Annotated in this window: 19 protein-coding genes, 3 tRNA genes and 1 pseudogene; 17 read left to right on the top strand and 6 right to left on the bottom strand. The window is 34.1% G+C overall.

The genetic code is table 11. The features are described from left to right. Nucleotides 1–197: 197 nt before the first annotated feature. Together AC2TDS_RS10460 and AC2TDS_RS10455 are read right to left on the bottom strand one after the other, a co-directional pair. Nucleotides 198–758 carry a hypothetical protein gene (locus AC2TDS_RS10460; RefSeq protein ID WP_484735531.1) on the bottom strand — a complete coding sequence of 187 codons (561 nt, stop codon included), beginning with the start codon at nt 756–758 and terminating at the stop codon, nt 198–200. Continuing rightward, nucleotides 755–1,327, bottom strand: coding sequence for an RNA polymerase sigma factor (locus tag AC2TDS_RS10455; protein WP_484735530.1), 573 nt, complete (start codon nt 1,325–1,327; stop codon nt 755–757). Before AC2TDS_RS10455 ends, AC2TDS_RS10460 begins: the two co-directional genes overlap by 4 nt. A gap of 1,030 nt (nt 1,328–2,357) precedes the next feature. On the opposite strand from AC2TDS_RS10455, the gene AC2TDS_RS10450 reads away from it, so the two are divergent. The 6 genes and pseudogenes from AC2TDS_RS10450 to AC2TDS_RS10425 all read left to right on the top strand — a co-directional run. Beyond that, nucleotides 2,358–2,831 (top strand): T9SS type A sorting domain-containing protein, encoded by a 474-nt coding sequence (locus tag AC2TDS_RS10450; protein WP_484735529.1) that lies wholly within the window; start codon nt 2,358–2,360, stop codon nt 2,829–2,831. Nucleotides 2,832–2,836: 5 nt separating this feature from the next. Next, on the top strand, nt 2,837–5,959 hold the full coding sequence (locus AC2TDS_RS10445) for an Lcl domain-containing protein (RefSeq protein ID WP_484735528.1): 3,123 nt from the start codon (nt 2,837–2,839) through the stop codon (nt 5,957–5,959). A gap of 249 nt (nt 5,960–6,208) precedes the next feature. After that, the gene (locus tag AC2TDS_RS10440; RefSeq protein WP_484735527.1) at nt 6,209–6,571 is read left to right on the top strand and encodes an ISAon1 family transposase N-terminal region protein; all 363 of its coding nucleotides are present in this window, start codon (nt 6,209–6,211) and stop codon (nt 6,569–6,571) included. 133 nt (nt 6,572–6,704) lie between these two features. Beyond that, nucleotides 6,705–6,926, top strand: coding sequence for a transposase (locus AC2TDS_RS10435; RefSeq protein WP_484738935.1), 222 nt, complete (start codon nt 6,705–6,707; stop codon nt 6,924–6,926). 151 nt (nt 6,927–7,077) lie between these two features. Then, nucleotides 7,078–7,221 (top strand): transposase, encoded by a 144-nt coding sequence (locus AC2TDS_RS10430; RefSeq protein WP_484735526.1) that lies wholly within the window; start codon nt 7,078–7,080, stop codon nt 7,219–7,221. 109 nt (nt 7,222–7,330) lie between these two features. After that, nucleotides 7,331–7,693, top strand: a pseudogene (locus AC2TDS_RS10425) (ISL3 family transposase); the annotation flags it as partial. 145 nt (nt 7,694–7,838) lie between these two features. Here AC2TDS_RS10425 and AC2TDS_RS10420 read toward each other — a convergent pair. The 3 genes from AC2TDS_RS10420 to AC2TDS_RS10410 all read right to left on the bottom strand — a co-directional run bounded on the left by AC2TDS_RS10420 (nt 7,839) and on the right by AC2TDS_RS10410 (nt 8,173). After that, a tRNA-Leu gene (locus tag AC2TDS_RS10420) sits at nt 7,839–7,924 on the bottom strand. 63 nt (nt 7,925–7,987) lie between these two features. Next, nucleotides 7,988–8,076, bottom strand: a tRNA-Leu gene (locus tag AC2TDS_RS10415). Nucleotides 8,077–8,101: 25 nt separating this feature from the next. After that, nucleotides 8,102–8,173 (bottom strand) — tRNA-Gly (locus AC2TDS_RS10410). A gap of 167 nt (nt 8,174–8,340) precedes the next feature. Between AC2TDS_RS10410 and cyoE the strand changes: the two genes are divergently transcribed. From cyoE to tsaB, 10 genes are all read left to right on the top strand, one after another. Then, entirely contained in the window at nt 8,341–9,243 is a 903-nt protein-coding gene (gene cyoE / locus AC2TDS_RS10405; protein WP_484735525.1) for a heme o synthase, read from the top strand. Then, complete coding sequence (locus AC2TDS_RS10400) at nt 9,243–9,833, top strand: cytochrome c oxidase subunit 3 (protein WP_484735524.1); 591 nt, start codon at nt 9,243–9,245, stop codon at nt 9,831–9,833. The genes cyoE and AC2TDS_RS10400 overlap by 1 nt, the downstream gene beginning before the upstream one ends. A gap of 56 nt (nt 9,834–9,889) precedes the next feature. Beyond that, complete coding sequence (locus tag AC2TDS_RS10395; protein WP_484735523.1) at nt 9,890–10,885, top strand: cytochrome c oxidase subunit 3; 996 nt, start codon at nt 9,890–9,892, stop codon at nt 10,883–10,885. Between the two features lie 21 nt (nt 10,886–10,906). After that, nucleotides 10,907–11,251 (top strand): cytochrome C oxidase subunit IV family protein, encoded by a 345-nt coding sequence (locus AC2TDS_RS10390; RefSeq protein ID WP_484735522.1) that lies wholly within the window; start codon nt 10,907–10,909, stop codon nt 11,249–11,251. Nucleotides 11,252–11,310: 59 nt separating this feature from the next. Further along, nucleotides 11,311–11,988: a hypothetical protein gene (locus AC2TDS_RS10385; RefSeq protein ID WP_484735521.1), complete on the top strand. Its 678-nt coding sequence runs from the start codon at nt 11,311–11,313 to the stop codon at nt 11,986–11,988. Then, the gene (locus AC2TDS_RS10380) at nt 11,975–12,622 is read left to right on the top strand and encodes an SCO family protein (protein WP_484735520.1); all 648 of its coding nucleotides are present in this window, start codon (nt 11,975–11,977) and stop codon (nt 12,620–12,622) included. Before AC2TDS_RS10385 ends, AC2TDS_RS10380 begins: the two co-directional genes overlap by 14 nt. Next, nucleotides 12,615–13,148, top strand: coding sequence for a DUF420 domain-containing protein (locus AC2TDS_RS10375; RefSeq protein WP_484735519.1), 534 nt, complete (start codon nt 12,615–12,617; stop codon nt 13,146–13,148). The genes AC2TDS_RS10380 and AC2TDS_RS10375 overlap by 8 nt, the downstream gene beginning before the upstream one ends. After that, nucleotides 13,138–13,359, top strand: a complete 222-nt coding sequence (locus AC2TDS_RS18620; RefSeq protein WP_527252186.1) for a CAMCR motif-containing small membrane protein — start codon at nt 13,138–13,140, stop codon at nt 13,357–13,359. The genes AC2TDS_RS10375 and AC2TDS_RS18620 overlap by 11 nt, the downstream gene beginning before the upstream one ends. 221 nt (nt 13,360–13,580) lie before the next feature. Next, a complete protein-coding gene (locus AC2TDS_RS10370) occupies nt 13,581–14,903 on the top strand; it encodes a TolC family protein (protein ID WP_484735518.1) in 1,323 nt (440 codons plus the stop codon). Between the two features lie 86 nt (nt 14,904–14,989). Further along, a complete protein-coding gene (gene tsaB, locus AC2TDS_RS10365) occupies nt 14,990–15,664 on the top strand; it encodes a tRNA (adenosine(37)-N6)-threonylcarbamoyltransferase complex dimerization subunit type 1 TsaB (RefSeq protein WP_484735517.1) in 675 nt (224 codons plus the stop codon). A 108-nt stretch (nt 15,665–15,772) separates the two neighbouring features. Here tsaB and AC2TDS_RS10360 read toward each other — a convergent pair whose 3' ends face one another. Next, nucleotides 15,773–15,973, bottom strand: coding sequence for a dodecin family protein (locus AC2TDS_RS10360; RefSeq protein WP_484735516.1), 201 nt, complete (start codon nt 15,971–15,973; stop codon nt 15,773–15,775). Nucleotides 15,974–16,126: 153 nt separating this feature from the next. On the opposite strand from AC2TDS_RS10360, the gene AC2TDS_RS10355 reads away from it, so the two are divergent. Beyond that, on the top strand, nt 16,127–16,471 hold the full coding sequence (locus tag AC2TDS_RS10355) for a toxin-antitoxin system YwqK family antitoxin (protein ID WP_484735515.1): 345 nt from the start codon (nt 16,127–16,129) through the stop codon (nt 16,469–16,471). Nucleotides 16,472–16,492: the final 21 nt, after the last annotated feature.

The raw sequence follows: 16,492 nt of genomic DNA, 5'->3' as shown, positions 1-16,492 counted from the left end.
AATGTGTTTTTTTGATTTATATCTAATAGATCAAGGTTTTTATTCCAAAACTAGGAGTGTTTAATACTTTAGCTTTTTGATCATAAGGAGTTTTTTTAGCTAATATCATTTGTTATAGTATTTCCTTGGCTATTTTAAAATTTCCTTTTTGTTGCCATGCTAGTGCGTTATTCCATTTTGTGTAAGAGTCGGTGTTATTATATACGCTTCCTTTTTGGTAATACATAGATTGCACTATCTGGTTGGTTTGTTTTTAAGAAAATATCAGCCAATGTAAAAAGATAGGTGTCATTTTTTTTGTCTTTTACTTGTCTCATTAAATCTATAACTTTTGATATTTGCTGAATGTTATAGGGGTGTATGGCTTGAGCGAATTTGTTTTTAGTGTTAATTAAACTATCTCGTATATGGTATAATCTGTAATCAATAATATTATTTTGTAAAATAGTTTCTGCTGAAGGAGTTGTTGTTACAAGATATGCAGAGGTGGTTAAAAGACTTAACACTATTGCAGCTGCAATTATAGGCTGTGTGAGAATTCTGTATGGTGAAATAATTTTTAAAGAACTCTTTTTGCTAATACAATTTGATTTATCAAATGTTTTGAGTGCTATCATTAAATTAGCATAGTCTTGTACTTCTTTTACAAATTCTGAATTTTTCTTCCATTTTTTTTTAAATACAGTTAATTCTTCTTGAGTTAGTGTGCGTGTCAGAAATTTTTGAGCTAAATTATTGGTGTTAGTTGTTTTATTCATGATGCAATTTTGTTATTTAAGTTTCTCCAATATTTTAAACAGCGATTTAATGTAGTTTTAGCACTATTGGCAGTATTAATATGTAAAGACTGGTTGGCAATGGTTTTATGCGAATGACCTTTTATATATTTTAGCTGAATTATCTGTTGACATTTCTCATCAAGCATACTAAAGACTCTTAGAGCTTTTCTGGCGTGAGCTTCAAGGTGTTCTTCAGGTTCAAAGACAGTAATTCCGTAACTTTCATAGAGAGAATCTAAGTATGCTTTCGATGTTTCGGTCCAGTATTCTAAGAATAGTTTTTTTTCCTTTAAGCATTTACGGTATTGATTAGCCCCAAGATTTTTACAAATTTTAAGCAGATATGCTTTGTTAATCTCTTGTATAGACCCTTTTTTAAGTTTTTGTAAACTAAGAAGACAAGCATCGTGATAAATAGTTTGCGCTTCGTGTTCATCCCAACAATATTGTCTTTGCAGAAAGCATATCAATTCTGATTTGAAGTTATTGAAGGCTTTTTCAATTTTAGATACTTCGAGATTGTACGTGTTTTTACTTTGTTTCTTCATTCTTTAATTTATAGGTTAATAATTATTGTGGTTAATATATAGATATCAGAATCTGTTTTTAGTTAACATTTAAATAAATCTTTACTATTAATATAAAAATGATGCAGAGTGATATTTGGGGTATTTGTAACTGCTACTGGCACAATAAGTACCTATTAAAAGTGAATTTGTATTGAGGTGTTATTTTTTAGAAAACAATCTTTAGATGGGAGTCCAGAGTTACATTTAATTAAGGGTAGGTTTCAACATAGAACCACACTAAAAACTGGAATGTAATCAGCTCAAACCAAAAGCAAGAAATGGCGTAAAACAGAAAGATTTTTTGGTAGTTACTTTGATAAAGAGAAAATCTATGAAGAACTATACGGCAAACATTTTAAGAAATTTTACAAGGACAAACCAACAAAAAACAAAACGATATTTAAAGTTGATTCAGAAATTAAAAAAAATTGATAACGTAAACCCCGAAGTTATTGAAATGTTGCTGCTTTCATAATAAAAAAAAGAAATCTCAATGTATAGATACTACTTTATAACTATTTTTTTCCAAAAACACATACCAGACATTAATTTCTCGGGGTTTATAAATTTTTTTCTGATGAATTACATCATGAATTGACGTTTTTAGGAAATATGTTTTTTTAGCATAAATTTCAAAAAGTCATTTTTTAGTCATTTCATAAAACATTAAAATTATTATAAGCCCAATAATAGCGTGTTTTTATAAAAAAAAGACAAAAAAGTTGCTTTACAAAAAAAGGACATACAAAACAATAGGGTCCGGACCCTATTGTTTTGTGTAATTGCATAAATTAAATTTGATGTGGATAAAAACATTTTTTTTAACTCTAGTAAACATACTTTTTAAGATAGCCCAGAACCTATCTGGCATTTCTTTTGTAAATGGATTTAAATGGGGATGAAAAACAGGTGTTTTTACTAGCTAAAAAGTTTAATGTTACGAGCACTTTAGCAAAACGACAAAAAATATTTCAGAAACATTAGCTGAATTAAATATGAACCCCAACTTATGAATAAAATAATTTTATCAGGAATTCTATTTTTAGCTGTATTCTCCATTCATGCTCAAGAGACCCTTCCTGTTTCTGGAGGTACCGCCCAAGGTTTTGGAGGTACTATTACTTACACTATAGGTCAAACTATCTACACAAATTTAACGACAGCATCTGGTTCCTTAGATCAAGGCATACAGCAGAGTATCGAAATTGTTACGCTAAGTAATCCTGAATATACGGCATTAACACTCAAAGCGGTTACTTACCCGAATCCAACTACAGATTATATTATACTAGCCTTAAAAGACGCCGATTTAAAAGGTCTCAGCTATGTAATGAATACTACATTGGGTCAATTTTTAAATAGAGGAACGGTATTGAGTTCTGAAACGAAAATAGGAATGAAAAACTTACCCAACGGTGTTTACATATTAAGAGTACAACGCAACAACAAAGAATTGAAAACCTTCAAAATTATAAAAAACTAACTATTATGAAATTCACAAATTCACTTCGTACTTCCTTACTTAGCACACTAGGTGCTTTATTACTATCGTATAGTAGTTTTGCGCAAGTTCCTGAAAAGATGAGCTACCAAGCAGTCATTAGAGATGCTACCAATACGCTAGTAACCAACCAAGAGATTGGGATGCAAATAAGTATTTTACAAAATGGTACAGCGGTCTATGAAGAAACCCAAATCCCTACTTCCAATACAAACGGATTGGTAAGTTTAGAGATTGGAACAGGAACGGTGATTTTTGGATCCTTTGCTTCGATAGATTGGAGTATGAACAGCTCTTTTATAAAAATAGAAACTGACCCAACAGGAGGTACCAATTATACCATTACAAGTACTAGTCAATTGCTCAGTGTGCCCTATGCGATGTATGCAAAAACATCGGGAAGTTCTACACCAGGACCTCAAGGGCCTCAAGGACCTGCAGGTGAGAAAGGTGATGATGGAGTCCAAGGTATTCAAGGTGAGAAAGGTGATGATGGAATCCAAGGTATTCAAGGTGAGAAAGGTGAGAAAGGTGATGATGGAGCCCAAGGTATTCAAGGTGAGAAAGGTGATGATGGAGCCCAAGGTATTCAAGGTGAGAAAGGTGATGATGGAGTCCAAGGTATTCAAGGTGAGAAAGGTGATGATGGAGCCCAAGGTATTCAAGGTGAGAAAGGTGATGATGGAGCCCAAGGTATTCAAGGTGAGAAAGGTGATGATGGAGTCCAAGGTATTCAAGGTGAGAAAGGTGATGATGGAGCCCAAGGTATTCAAGGTGAGAAAGGTGATGATGGAGCCCAAGGTATTCAAGGTGAGAAAGGAGATACTGGAGCCCAAGGTATTCAAGGTGAGAAAGGTGATGATGGAGTCCAAGGTATTCAAGGTGAGAAAGGTGATGATGGAGCCCAAGGTATTCAAGGTCCAAAAGGAGATACTGGAGCTGCAGGTGAAAAAGGTGATGATGGTCTTACCACATCCGTCAACTTTATTACACAAGACAATGGGAATATCACATTAACAACGGATGCAATAAATGAAGGAGATAATAACAAGTATTACAGCGACGTCTTGGTTTCAGCCAACACTGCTGTTGTTGCTAACACCGCTAAGACAGGAATTAGCACAGCTCAATCAGCTGCAATAGTTGCCAACACCGCTAAGACAGGAATTAGCACAGAACAATCAGCTGCAATAGTTGCTAACACCGCTAAGACCGGAATTAGCACAGCTCAATCAGCTGCAATAGTTGCCAATACTGCTAAGACCGGAATTAGCACAGAACAATCAGCTGCAATAGTTGCCAACACCGCTAAGACTGGAATTAGCACAGCTCAATCAGCTGCAATAGTTGCCAACACGGCAAAGACTTCTATGGTTATAGGAACCACAGATGAAACTGCATTAGCAGGAGACACAACAACAATAACTACAGCTCAATCAGCTGCAATAGTTGCCAACACCGCTAAGACTGGAATTAGCGCAGCTCAATCAGCTGCAATTACAGCCAACACGGCAAAGACTTCTATGGTTATAGGAACCACAGGTGAAACTGCATTAGCAGGAGACACAACAACAATAACTACAGCTCAGTCGGCTGCAATAGTTGCCAACACCGCTAAGACAGGAATTAGCACAGAACAATCAGCTGCAATAGTTGCCAATACTGCTAAGACCGGAATTAGCACAGAACAATCAGCTGCAATAGTTGCCAACACCGCTAAGACTGGAATTAGCACAGCTCAATCAGCTGCAATAGTTGCCAACACCGCTAAGACCGGAATTAGCACAGCTCAATCAGCTGCAATTACAGCCAACACGGCAAAGACTTCTATGGTTATAGGAACCACAGGTGAAACTGCATTAGCAGGAGACACAACAACAATAACTACAGCTCAGTCAGCTGCAATAGTTGCCAACACCGCTAAGACAGGAATTAGCACAGAACAATCAGCTGCAATAGTTGCCAATACTGCTAAGACCGGAATTAGCACAGCTCAGTCAGCTGCAATTGCAGCCAACACGGCAAAGACTTCTATGGTTATAGGAACCACAGGTGAAACTGCATTAGCAGGAGACACAACAACAATAACTACAGAACAATCAGCTGCAATAGTTGCCAACACCGCTAAGACAGGAATTAGCACAGCTCAATCAGCTGCAATAGTTGCCAATACTGCTAAGACCGGAATTAGCACAGCTCAGTCAGCTGCAATTGCAGCCAACACGGCAAAGACTTCTATGGTTATAGGAACCACAGGTGAAACTGCATTAGCGGGAGACACAACAACAATAACTACAGCTCAGTCAGCTGCAATAGTTGCCAATACCGCTAAGATAGGAACAGATGATCAGAATATTTCTGGTTCAGTACTTGCAGGAACTAATTTAACCATAGGTATCGAAGGTGGTAGTTCGCAAACAATAAACCTTTCATCGTTGCAAGATGGAGTTAATGATGCCGATGCAGACCCAACTAACGAAATAGAACTATCAACAAGTGGAAACCCAGGAGACATGAACTATTGGAATGGCAGTGCTTGGGTAACTATTCCGGCAACAGTAAATGAAGGAGCTACCTTGCAAATGATTGCTGGCGTTCCTACTTGGACCGGTGGAACTTCTCCAGCGATAGGCGATTTTAGAGCTGGTGGCGTTGTATTTTGGTTAGATGGTAATGGTGGTGGGTTAGTATGCGCGGTAAGCGATCAAAGTACAGGAATAAAATGGAACGATGGTACGATACATACAAATACGATTACAGGTGCCACAGCCACGGGAATCGGAAACGGACAATCAAATACCACGAAAATTATTAATAGTCAAGGAGAAGGTTCCTATGCCGCAAGTTTGTGTGATGGGTTATCATTAAATGGGTATACTGATTGGTTCTTACCATCAGAAGATGAGTTAAAGGAAATGTACTCGAAAAGTGCAACAATAAATGCTACAGCTATTGCAAACGGCGGTACCAGTTTTGGTACTAGCGGCTATTGGAGTTCTACGGAGAGCAGTCGCCACACTGCTGACCGTGTTTATTTCAACAATAATTTAAACTTCTACTACCACTCCAAGTTAGACTATCATGACGTGCGTGCAGTTCGGGCTTTTTAGTTATTTAATTCGTAGTATCGAGTAAGCGGTCGGTTTTTATTTTTTAGAAATGACATCACACACAGCGCTTTCTGTTTGTAGAGATAGGTGTAAATTAACCTGCAAAAAAAATAAGTTTTTTTGAGCTGTGACTACTCTTAAAAAACAACGTTATTTTGTATGTATTCTACAATACAGAAAAAGAATGCATCAAGAACAATTGTTGTGTGTGAATTGAAATAGATTGTTGATTTTTGCAAAAAAAGAAAATTGGATTTATCACCAGATGTTTTAAAATTTATACTACCAGAATTATTAGTTACTCATTTTGATTTAACAAAACATGAGTTAAAAGGAAAAGACTTACATCTTTCTTTTGAAGAAAAGAAGACTATTCCAGAAGAGTTTTCCAGGGATATAGTCATTTCCCATGGTTTTCATAAAGAAATAATAGTGGAAGATTTTCCTTTGAGAGGTAAAATAGTTTTACTTCATATCAAACGTAGGAGATGGCTCAATAAAACGACTCAAAAAGTAGTGTACAGAAATTGGGATTTAGTAGCGCAGGGAACTCGAATGACCGTTGAGTTTGCTGCTTTTTTAAAAGTATTTAGTCAGTACCAAAGCAAGTAATTGCCATACTAATGCTAGTTTTTATGGGCTTAATGGTAAAAAATTACAACGTCAGTTTAAAGATTGTTTAAGCGATTTTAAACAATGGGAGGAAAAATCACACGCTAAAGATTGGTTACTTTTTCCTGAAAATATAGGAAGACAACTTTCTATTGACGAAGTAGTCTTGTCTAAGGCGGAACTTTACACCATTATTACTAATAAAAAAGCAAAAGGAAAAGCAGGAATTGTTGTAGCTATCATTGCTGGAACTAAAGCTGAACAAGTAATCCATCATCTTTATAAAATAGCAAGTGCTAAACGTAATAAAGTCAAAGAAATCACTTTAGATATGGCTAATACGATTTATAAATAAATATTTCGCATATCTATTATTTCTTTTGTAGCTATTTTTGCGTTATAAAACTTAACCATAGCTTGGCTATGCTAAAGTTTTATGTCTTAAACTAACTTAAAATAATTCAATACCTTAATACGAAATATTTATCTGTAAATCGTATAACTCAATGAAGTTAATTGTTAAGAGGTATTTTCCTAAAGCTATACAAGTAACAGACAGATTCCATGTACAGAAATTAGCCCTAGATGCATTGCAAGATATTCGTATAAAACATCGTTGGGAAGCTATCGACAAGAAAATAACGATATAAAAGAGGCGAAAGGGAATAATATACGCCTGAAACCTTTACTAATGGAGATACTTTAAAACAATTATTAGCTAGAAGTCGCTATCTTCTATATAAAACACAAGCAGATTGGACTGAAAAACAACAACAAAGTGCAGTAATTTTGTTTGAAAAGCACCCAGATATTAAAAAGGCTTATGGAATCTACCAAAAGCTTAGAAACTTGTTTAATAACAAAACTATATCTAAACAAATAGCTCATACAAAATTAGCAAATTGGTTTAAAGAAGTAGAAAACTCATAATTTAAAGCCTTCAATATAGTAGCAAATTCTATAAGTTTAAATTATCAATCAATACTCAATGATTTTGACAATCGAAGCACAAACGCATTAGTAGAATCTTTTAATGCAAAAATAAAAGCCTTTAGAGCACAGTTTAGAGGAGTGAGAAATGTAGAGTTCTTCCTATTCAGATTAACGCAAATTTTTGCGTAACAACAACATTTGAGAATGATCCTAAAAAAGAGGCTTGTTTAAAAATGGTTAGCAAATGGTTGACAAGATAATAAAAATGGTGGGGATAAAAACTATCATAAAATCAAAAAACCGTTGAAAATCAAAAGATTAACAACGGTTATTGTACTGAAGGCGGGACTTGAACCCGCACGGACATTACAGTCCATTGGATTTTAAGTCCAACGTGTCTACCAATTCCACCACTTCAGCATGGTATATATTTTTTTGACTACTTTTAAAATGAAACCTCACTTATTAAAAAGTGAGGTTTCTTGGTACTGAAGGCGGGACTTGAACCCGCACGAGCATTACGGCTCATTGGATTTTAAGTCCAACGTGTCTACCAATTCCACCACTTCAGCATACCTCTTTATAAAAAAGGATTCGAGCGAAAGACGGGATTTGAACCCGCGACCCTCACCTTGGCAAGGTGATGCTCTACCCCTGAGCTACTTTCGCGTAGTCAATTAATATTTTAAAGAACGTGCATTATTACGAATGCGGGTGCAAATATAACATGATTTTTTTAAATACAAAGGAGAATTTTATTTTTTTCAATTAATTTTAAAAAATATGGTGGTTATACAAGAAAGAAATATCTTTGCAAAAATATTTTTACTAAAGAGGTGAGTGCTGTTTCAACAATACAACATAAAAGATCTATAAAAACACTGTTTTCTGATTTTAAACAGCTTACAAAAGTTGGTTTGTCAGTAAGCGTTGTGTTTACATCAATTACAGGGTATTTATTAGGGGCTGAGGAGATTAACTATACTATAATTGTATTATTAGCCATTGGAGGTTATTTTATGGTTGGTGCGTCAAATGCTTTTAATCAGGTAATAGAAAAAGATATCGATGCAATTATGCAACGAACCAAGACACGCCCTTTACCTTCTGGGAGAATGTCGGTAACAACAGCAATGATTATTGCTTCTTTCTTTACGATTGCAGGCATTGCGATTTTGTATTCCATAAATCCTAAATGTGCCTTATTCGGAGCGATTTCAATTTTTTTATATACGAGTGCTTACACTCCTTTAAAATCGGTAACCCCTTTAGCTGTTTTTGTAGGCGCTATTCCAGGAGCTATCCCTTTTATGTTAGGATGGGTTGCTGCAACTGGAAATTTTGGTATCGAAGCGGGGTTCTTATTTATGATTCAGTTTTTTTGGCAATTTCCACATTTCTGGGCAATCGGTTGGTTGCAGTTTGAAGAATACAATAAGGCAGGGTTGCATATGCTTCCGATGGATAAAAAAGACAGAGGGGCTATTGTACAGATAATATTTTACACCTGTGTGATGATTTTAATGTCTATAGCACCCGTTTTAAAAGTAACCGGAAAGTTTTATATCTATCCATTAACAGCAGTGATTATTTTCCTTTTAGGGGTACTTATGTTGGTATATGCTTTTAAATTATACAAATCTGAAGAAAACACGGATGCTAGAAAATTAATGCTAGCGAGTGTTTTTTATATCACAATAGTGCCAATAATATACGTAGTAGATAAATTTTTACATTAATGAGCGAACAAACACAAAGAGTAGAGGAGGAATTAAAAGCAGCGAAAAGAAAATCGGCGAAACCAATGTTATGGGTTGCGATGATAAGCATGGTTATGTTTTTTGCCGGATTAACAAGTGCGTATGTTGTAAGTATGAATCGTGAAGATTGGGTTACTTTCGACTTGCCCATGGCTTTTTATATAAGTACAGCTTTAATAGTGTTGAGTAGTATCACCTTATTTTTATCACAAAAAGCATTAAAAAAAGACGATATTTCACAATCATTTATGCTATTAGTGGTAACATTGTTGCTTGGTTTTGGTTTTGTGTGGTACCAATATGTAGGCTTTAAACAATTAGAAGGAGTGGGCTTATATTTTACAGGACCTGAGAGTACTGTGTCTACATCTTTTATAATAGGGATTACATTTATGCACGTATTACACCTGTTAGCAGGGCTTATCGTGTTATTAGTTGTTATTTATAATCATTTTAAAAAGAAGTATTCATCCGCTGATATGCTTGGCTTTGAACTCGGTGCAATCTTTTGGCATTTTGTAGATGTTTTATGGATTTATCTATTTTTCTTTTTCTATTTTATTAGATGATGAAAAATGCGTAATTTTGGCGGACTGTTTTAACAAAAATTAACTAAATAGTATTTATGGAAGCAAATATTGCTGTAAATTCTGACAAAAAAGAAACCTGGGGCGGAGGTGGTGTGAAACCATTTGGCGCTAGTTATGGTAAAATGATGATGTGGTTTTTCATACTGTCTGATGCTCTAACCTTTTCCGGATTCTTAGCGGCGTATGGTTTAACACGTTTTAAATTTATTGACTCATGGCCAATTGCCGATGAGGTTTTTACACATATCCCGTTTTTTCACGGTAATTTCCCGATGATATACGTTGCATTTATGACGTTTATCTTAATCGTTTCATCGGTAACGATGGTGTTAGCAGTTGACGCTGGTCATCAAATGAAACAGAAAAAGGTAGCTGTGTATATGTTTGTAACGATTATTTTTGGTTTAATTTTCGTTGGGTCGCAAGCATGGGAGTGGAAAACGTTTATCAATGGCTCTTATGGTGCTGTTAAAACATCGGACAATCATATTTTACAGTTTGTTGAAAAAACTGACGGTGACAAGTACCACCAAATAGCATTGGCAGATTTCGTTCATAATGAAAGGCAGGATGTAAGAACGCAACATGTCAGAGAAAACGGACTGTGGTTTGAGAATGAGGCTACGATTTCACAGTATTCTGTTGCACAGGTTCAAGAAGCCTTTGAGAAAGACCCGTCTTTGTTAATTAGAACCGAAAGAATTAATCCAGAAAATAAGCAAAAAATAGTTTTATCTAGAGAAGAGAGTTTAGCGCAATTGGCAAAAGCTACTCGTGTTGTAGAGGGGGCTAACTTAATAGAAAATGAATATGGTAATCCAATTTTTGCCGACTTCTTTTTCTTTATTACTGGGTTTCACGGTTTTCACGTATTCTCAGGAATTGTGTTTAATATTATTATTTTCTTTAATATTGTTCTTGGTACTTACGAGCGAAGAGGACATTATGAAATGGTAGAAAAAGTAGGTTTATACTGGCACTTTGTAGATTTAGTTTGGGTATTTGTATTCACATTCTTCTACTTAGTATAATTATATCAAAATATTGTAAAAATGGGAAGTCATTCACACGAATCAAATACAAAAAGAATCTGGATTGTTTTAGTAATCTTATCGGTTATAACAGCTGTAGAGGTTGTATTAGGAATTTACAAACCAGTATCATTATATCTAAATGAATTTTTAGGAACTAGTTTTTTAAACTGGATTTTTATTATCCTAACTATTGTAAAGGCGTATTATATAGCTTGGGCATTTATGCATTTGGAAGGAGAAAAGACGTGGCTTAGACGCTCCGTAGTTTGGACAGCAGTATTCTTAATTTGTTACCTCGTAACCTTGCTGCTGATTGAAGGAGGGTATTTATTTGAAACACTTGCACCGTTAGTAAAATGGTAATTACATAAAACAAAAAAGGTGGTGTTAACCACCTTTTTTTGTATCTAACAATATCTATAATGAGTAAAAAACAAAAGTTTATTGTATTATTTGCACTTTTTATAGTGCCTTTGCTGTTTTATATTTTTTTGCAACTAGGAACGCATAATTTTGGAAAACTGCCCGTAGTTGTTAAAAACGTTCTGGATGTTTCTTTAGTGAATAATAAATATTCGTTTAAACAAAAAGTTTCGGTCGTAGTTTTTCTTGGTAATGATATTGAGAAAGCGGATGCAGAGATTTTTAACTTAAATGAAAAAGTGTATAAAAAATTCTATGGTTATGCAGATTTTCAACTGATAGTTCTCGTTGCTAAAGGTCAGGAAGAGGAGATAGTAAAGCTAAAAAAACGATTAGCGATAAATACCAACTTAGTTAAATGGAATTTTATTTTTAGTTCAGAAGAAGAAATAGAGGCTATATATGAAGGGTTTCAAACTAAAGAAAATCTAGACGAGAATTTTCATTGTTCGAAAGCTTTTATTATTGACAAAGAAACCAACTTGAGAAGAGGTGAGTCAACAATTAAAAGTTTAGAAGGAAAGAAATTACTGGGTTATAATATGAAATCAGTGGCAGAGTTAAAAAATGACATGCATGATGATATTAAAGTGGTGTTGGCCGAATACAGTTTTGCATTGAAAAAGAACAGAAGTGAAGACAGGAGAAAAAATAGCATTTCAAATGAAAAAAAATAAATATTCGTACGTAGGGATTTCTTTTATTGTGCTATTATTTGGAATTTATTCCGTTCCGAAAATTGTGAAGCATTTTAAAAAAGCGGATTTACATAAATTTAATAAAGTTCCTGCTTTCGAGTTTGTCAATCAGGATGAGCAAACCATTACCAATAGTGATTTTGAAGGGAAAGTGTATGTAGTGGAGTTTTTCTTTACTACCTGTCCCACTATATGCCCTATCATGAATACAAGAATGGTAGAACTACAAAATGAGTTCATGGGAAACCCTAACTTTGGAATCGCATCTTTTTCTATTACACCAGAAATAGATACCCCAAAACAGTTGAAGGAGTATGCACAACGATATGGAATCAATCACAAGAACTGGCATATGTTAACAGGAAAATCTGAAGAAGTTGTGTATGAATTATCTAATAAAGGTTTTAAGCTATACGCTGGAAAAGGAAATGGAGACCATGGAGGGTTTGAACATTCAGGGTTATTCGCCTTGGTAGATAAAGAGGGGTATATCCGATCGAGGTATGATGAGCATGGTAATGCAATTATGTACTATAGAGCCTTGAAAGAACAAGGTTTTACACACCAAATACAAGAATTAAAACAAGATATTAAATTGTTGTTAAATGAGTAATACAAGCATCGAAGAAAAAAAATATAAACGATTTATTACAATAGTTTCTATTGTAATTCCTTTAGCTGTTGCGGCACTTTTTGGTATTAAAATACCAAATGTACAGCCCTTGTCTTTTCTGCCACCAATATATGCTAGCATAAATGGCGTTACCGCTGTCTTACTTATCGCTTCCGTAGTGGCAATAAAAAAAGGAAACAGAAAATTACATGAACAATTAAATACACTAGCAATTGTGTGTTCAGCCTTGTTTTTAGTAATGTATGTAGCGTATCATATGACTTCGGATTCGACTAAATTTGGAGGAGAAGGATTTATAAAATATGTGTATTTCTTTATATTAGTTACCCATATCTTACTTTCTATAATAATTATACCATTTGTATTAATTAGTTTTATGAGAGCAAGGTTAGGGAAATTTAAAGAACATAAAAAAATTGCCAAAATAACATTTCCAATGTGGTTATATGTGGCAATTACCGGAGTTGTAGTGTACTTAATGATATCACCTTATTATGTCTATTAAAAAATTGGTACTAATGTTGCCTGTCTTATTCATAGAGAAAACCTCTTTTTCTCAATGCGCTATGTGTAAGGCTGTAGTTGAAGGAGGTAATGAAACGATGGCAGAGGGCGTTAATAATGGGATTACGTATTTAATGGTGTTTCCGTATATCCTAGTGGGCGTATTATTTTACTTTATTTACCGCCATAAAAAGAAGGGTAAAACAAATTAATAGTATATCAGTAAAATTTCTTGTAACATATTTTATTTCTAGTCGTCATATATACGTGAATTGTGAAAAATAACTGTTCGTAATCAAACAAATTTATGTTCGTTTTTCAACAATTTTTAAAAACGACAAAACACAACTGTTTTATTTGCAGGCATTTATGTTTTGTTTGTCAATTGGAATATCAATTGCAAAAAACTAATTGAATATAAAAAATATACGTCTTGAAAACTAAAATTATAGTACTCGTAGGGTTATTTACAGCGTTAGGAACTTTTTCACAAAAGAAGTGGACTTTGAAAGAGTGTGTGGATTATGCACTAAAAAATAATATTACAGTAAAACAAAACAGGTTGAATGTTGAGCTTGCTAAAAAGGATGTTGAGATTGCCAAAGGGAATTTTTTGCCGACTTTAAGTGGTTCAACAAGTGGAAACTTAAATTTTGGTACTAATTTCGATCCAGTTAGTAATGATAGGGTTTCTACGAGTACATTTGGAGGTTCATTAAGTTTAGGAGCAGGGGTAAATGTGTTTAATGGATTTAGAAATTTATATACTAAGAAGCAAGCTATACTTGATGTTAAGGGAAGTCAGTTGGATTTAGAGAAATTGGAAAATGATATTTCTTTAAATGTAGTAAACACATATTTAAATGTATTATTTGCTAAAGAAAACTTAACGGTAGCTAAAACACAAGCTGAAATTAGTAAAAATCAAATTGATAGAGCGGATACCCAGTTTAAGGCAGGCGCTATTCCGAAAGGAGATTTACTCAATGCTCAATCAACGGCGGCTGATGATATGCAAAAATTGATTATACAAGAAAACACCTTAAACCTAGCTTTATTGCAATTGGCGCAGTTATTACAAATAAGTGTTGATAATTTAGAGGTAGCTGTTATTAATATAGATTCACCTTCTTTTGCGTTACTTTATAGTAGTTCTAATGAAGTATACCAAAAGGCGTTAACGAATAGGCCTGAAATTAGCAAATCTAAATTAGATATAGAAAATGCTGACATATCAATTGAAATTTCAAAAAGTGCATTTTATCCTACAGTGTATGCTTCGGCAAATGCAGCAACTAGGTATGGGTATAATTTGAAGTCTTCTTTGAACCTAGAATTTATTGATCAATTGAATGATAATTTTGGTTACGGACTAGGACTTAGTATTAACATACCTATATTTTCAGGGTTTCAAACTAAGAATAGAGTCGCTAAATCGGTAATTAATAAAGAAATTGCAGAATTCTTATTAGAAAATCAAAAATTACAATTACAACAAGAAATTGAACAAGCATTTTTAGATGCTAAGGCAGCAGCTAAAACGTATGAAGCATCTGAAGTGTCGTTAGTAGCACAAAAGGAATCGTTTAAAAATGCGCAAGTAAGCTATGACTATGGTTCTATGACTCAGTTCGATTTTGATCAGGTGAGAAATCGATTAGTAAATGCTCAAGGAGCAATGATTAGAGCGAAATATGATTATGTCTTTAAGACCAAAGTTTTAAAATTCTATTTTGGAGAATCAATTGTAGATTAATTTAGGGGATAATTTATAGTTCTTCATAAACCTTACCGTTTGGGTGAGGTTTTTTTATTATAATGTATCTTTGCCAAAAAAAACCAGTGGCAATCATTTTAAACATAGAAACAGCAACCAAAAATTGTTCAGTAAGTATTGCTAAAGAAGGAGTCATACTTGCCTGTAAAGAACTTAATGATGGAAACTATTCCCATGCTGAAAAACTACATCCTTTTATAAATGAGGTGTTAAAAGAGTCTGGGATTTCAGGAGACGAAATCAATGCAATTGCTGTTAGTAAAGGACCCGGTTCTTATACGGGTTTACGTATAGGGGTTTCTGCTGCTAAAGGACTATGTTTTTCTTTTGATGTTCCGCTTATTTCTACAGAAACTTTAAAAGCATTAGCAATGAACGCCATTATTGAAGAAGGATATATTGTACCGATGTTAGATGCTAGAAGAATGGAGGTTTATGCAGCTGTATATGATAAAGAATATGCACAAACTAGAAATATAAAGGCTGAAATCATTGATGAAGAGTCGTTTAAAGGTTTGTTAGAGGAGGGTAAGGTATACTTTATTGGTGATGGAGCAGAAAAATGTAAAGATTTCATAACGCATAACAATGCGGTGTTTATAGACGCAAAATTCCCTTCTTCTAAAGAAATGGCCATGTTAAGCTATCAAAAGTTCGATAAAAGTGAATTTGAAAATGTTGCTTATTTTGAACCTTTTTATTTAAAAGACTTCGTTGCTACTCCTGAAAAAAAACGATGATATTTTTGAATTTTCACAAAAATTCCAAACCCAGATTCTGACTTGATTAAAGCGTAATTAATGTGTCTTGACAGTCGGGCTTAATAAAAGTGTGTTTGTAAAAAAGAACTACTTAACTTCAAAGGTTATCTTTAAATTAACCCTAAATTCGGTAACCTCATCGTTATGTATAACGACACTTTGAGATTGCACAAATGCCGATTTAATATTTTTAACAGATTTGGAAGCTTGTTTAATAGCTTTCTTGGTGGCGTCTTCCCAACTTAGGTCAGAATTTGCCAGTACTTCAATAACTTTCATTACGGCCATAATATGGTTTTTTATGAATTATTCTGTAATATACAAAACTGTAAGTCAGGTTGATAACCTTTTCAATGTTAAATTAATGTTATCTAAGTGTTGCCTAAGTGTGAAATTTTATTTAAATTTGTGATATTAGTGTTAATTATTAAAGTATACGATATGAAAAAAATAGTTGTTTTAGCTTGTATGTTAGGAGTTTCTCTGGTACAAGCGCAGATAGCGCCTAATTACGAAAAGGCAGGAGACTTGGTAAAGGTTACCTATTACTATGAAGATGGTAATGTTAAAGAGCAAGGTTTTTTTAAGGACAAGAAATTAGAAGGGACCTGGGTTTCTTTTGATGCAAATGGAAATAAAATAGCAATAGCACATTACGAATCTAATAAGAAAGTAGGAAAGTGGTTTTTATGGCAAAAAGATGGATTGAAGGAGATCGATTATGAAAACCATGTAATTGCTAGTGTTCAAAACTGGAAAGAAGAAACTAAGATTGCCGTTAAATAGGAACTTATAGCCTATAAGTTA

The sequence above is a fragment of the Tenacibaculum profundicola genome, from assembly GCF_057220795.1.
This window is presented reverse-complemented; position numbering and strand designations above follow the sequence as displayed.

Coding starts and splice junctions, on each gene's coding strand:
- AC2TDS_RS10460 (WP_484735531.1), bottom strand. CDS start 758: ATGAATAAAACAACTAACACCAATAATTTAGCTCAAAAATTTCTGACA.
- AC2TDS_RS10455 (WP_484735530.1), bottom strand. CDS start 1,327: ATGAAGAAACAAAGTAAAAACACGTACAATCTCGAAGTATCTAAAATT.
- AC2TDS_RS10450 (WP_484735529.1), top strand. CDS start 2,358: ATGAATAAAATAATTTTATCAGGAATTCTATTTTTAGCTGTATTCTCC.
- AC2TDS_RS10445 (WP_484735528.1), top strand. CDS start 2,837: ATGAAATTCACAAATTCACTTCGTACTTCCTTACTTAGCACACTAGGT.
- AC2TDS_RS10430 (WP_484735526.1), top strand. CDS start 7,078: ATGAAGTTAATTGTTAAGAGGTATTTTCCTAAAGCTATACAAGTAACA.
- AC2TDS_RS10400 (WP_484735524.1), top strand. CDS start 9,243: ATGAGCGAACAAACACAAAGAGTAGAGGAGGAATTAAAAGCAGCGAAA.
- AC2TDS_RS10395 (WP_484735523.1), top strand. CDS start 9,890: ATGGAAGCAAATATTGCTGTAAATTCTGACAAAAAAGAAACCTGGGGC.
- AC2TDS_RS10390 (WP_484735522.1), top strand. CDS start 10,907: ATGGGAAGTCATTCACACGAATCAAATACAAAAAGAATCTGGATTGTT.
- AC2TDS_RS10385 (WP_484735521.1), top strand. CDS start 11,311: ATGAGTAAAAAACAAAAGTTTATTGTATTATTTGCACTTTTTATAGTG.
- AC2TDS_RS10380 (WP_484735520.1), top strand. CDS start 11,975: ATGAAAAAAAATAAATATTCGTACGTAGGGATTTCTTTTATTGTGCTA.
- AC2TDS_RS10375 (WP_484735519.1), top strand. CDS start 12,615: ATGAGTAATACAAGCATCGAAGAAAAAAAATATAAACGATTTATTACA.
- AC2TDS_RS18620 (WP_527252186.1), top strand. CDS start 13,138: ATGTCTATTAAAAAATTGGTACTAATGTTGCCTGTCTTATTCATAGAG.
- AC2TDS_RS10360 (WP_484735516.1), bottom strand. CDS start 15,973: ATGGCCGTAATGAAAGTTATTGAAGTACTGGCAAATTCTGACCTAAGT.
- AC2TDS_RS10355 (WP_484735515.1), top strand. CDS start 16,127: ATGAAAAAAATAGTTGTTTTAGCTTGTATGTTAGGAGTTTCTCTGGTA.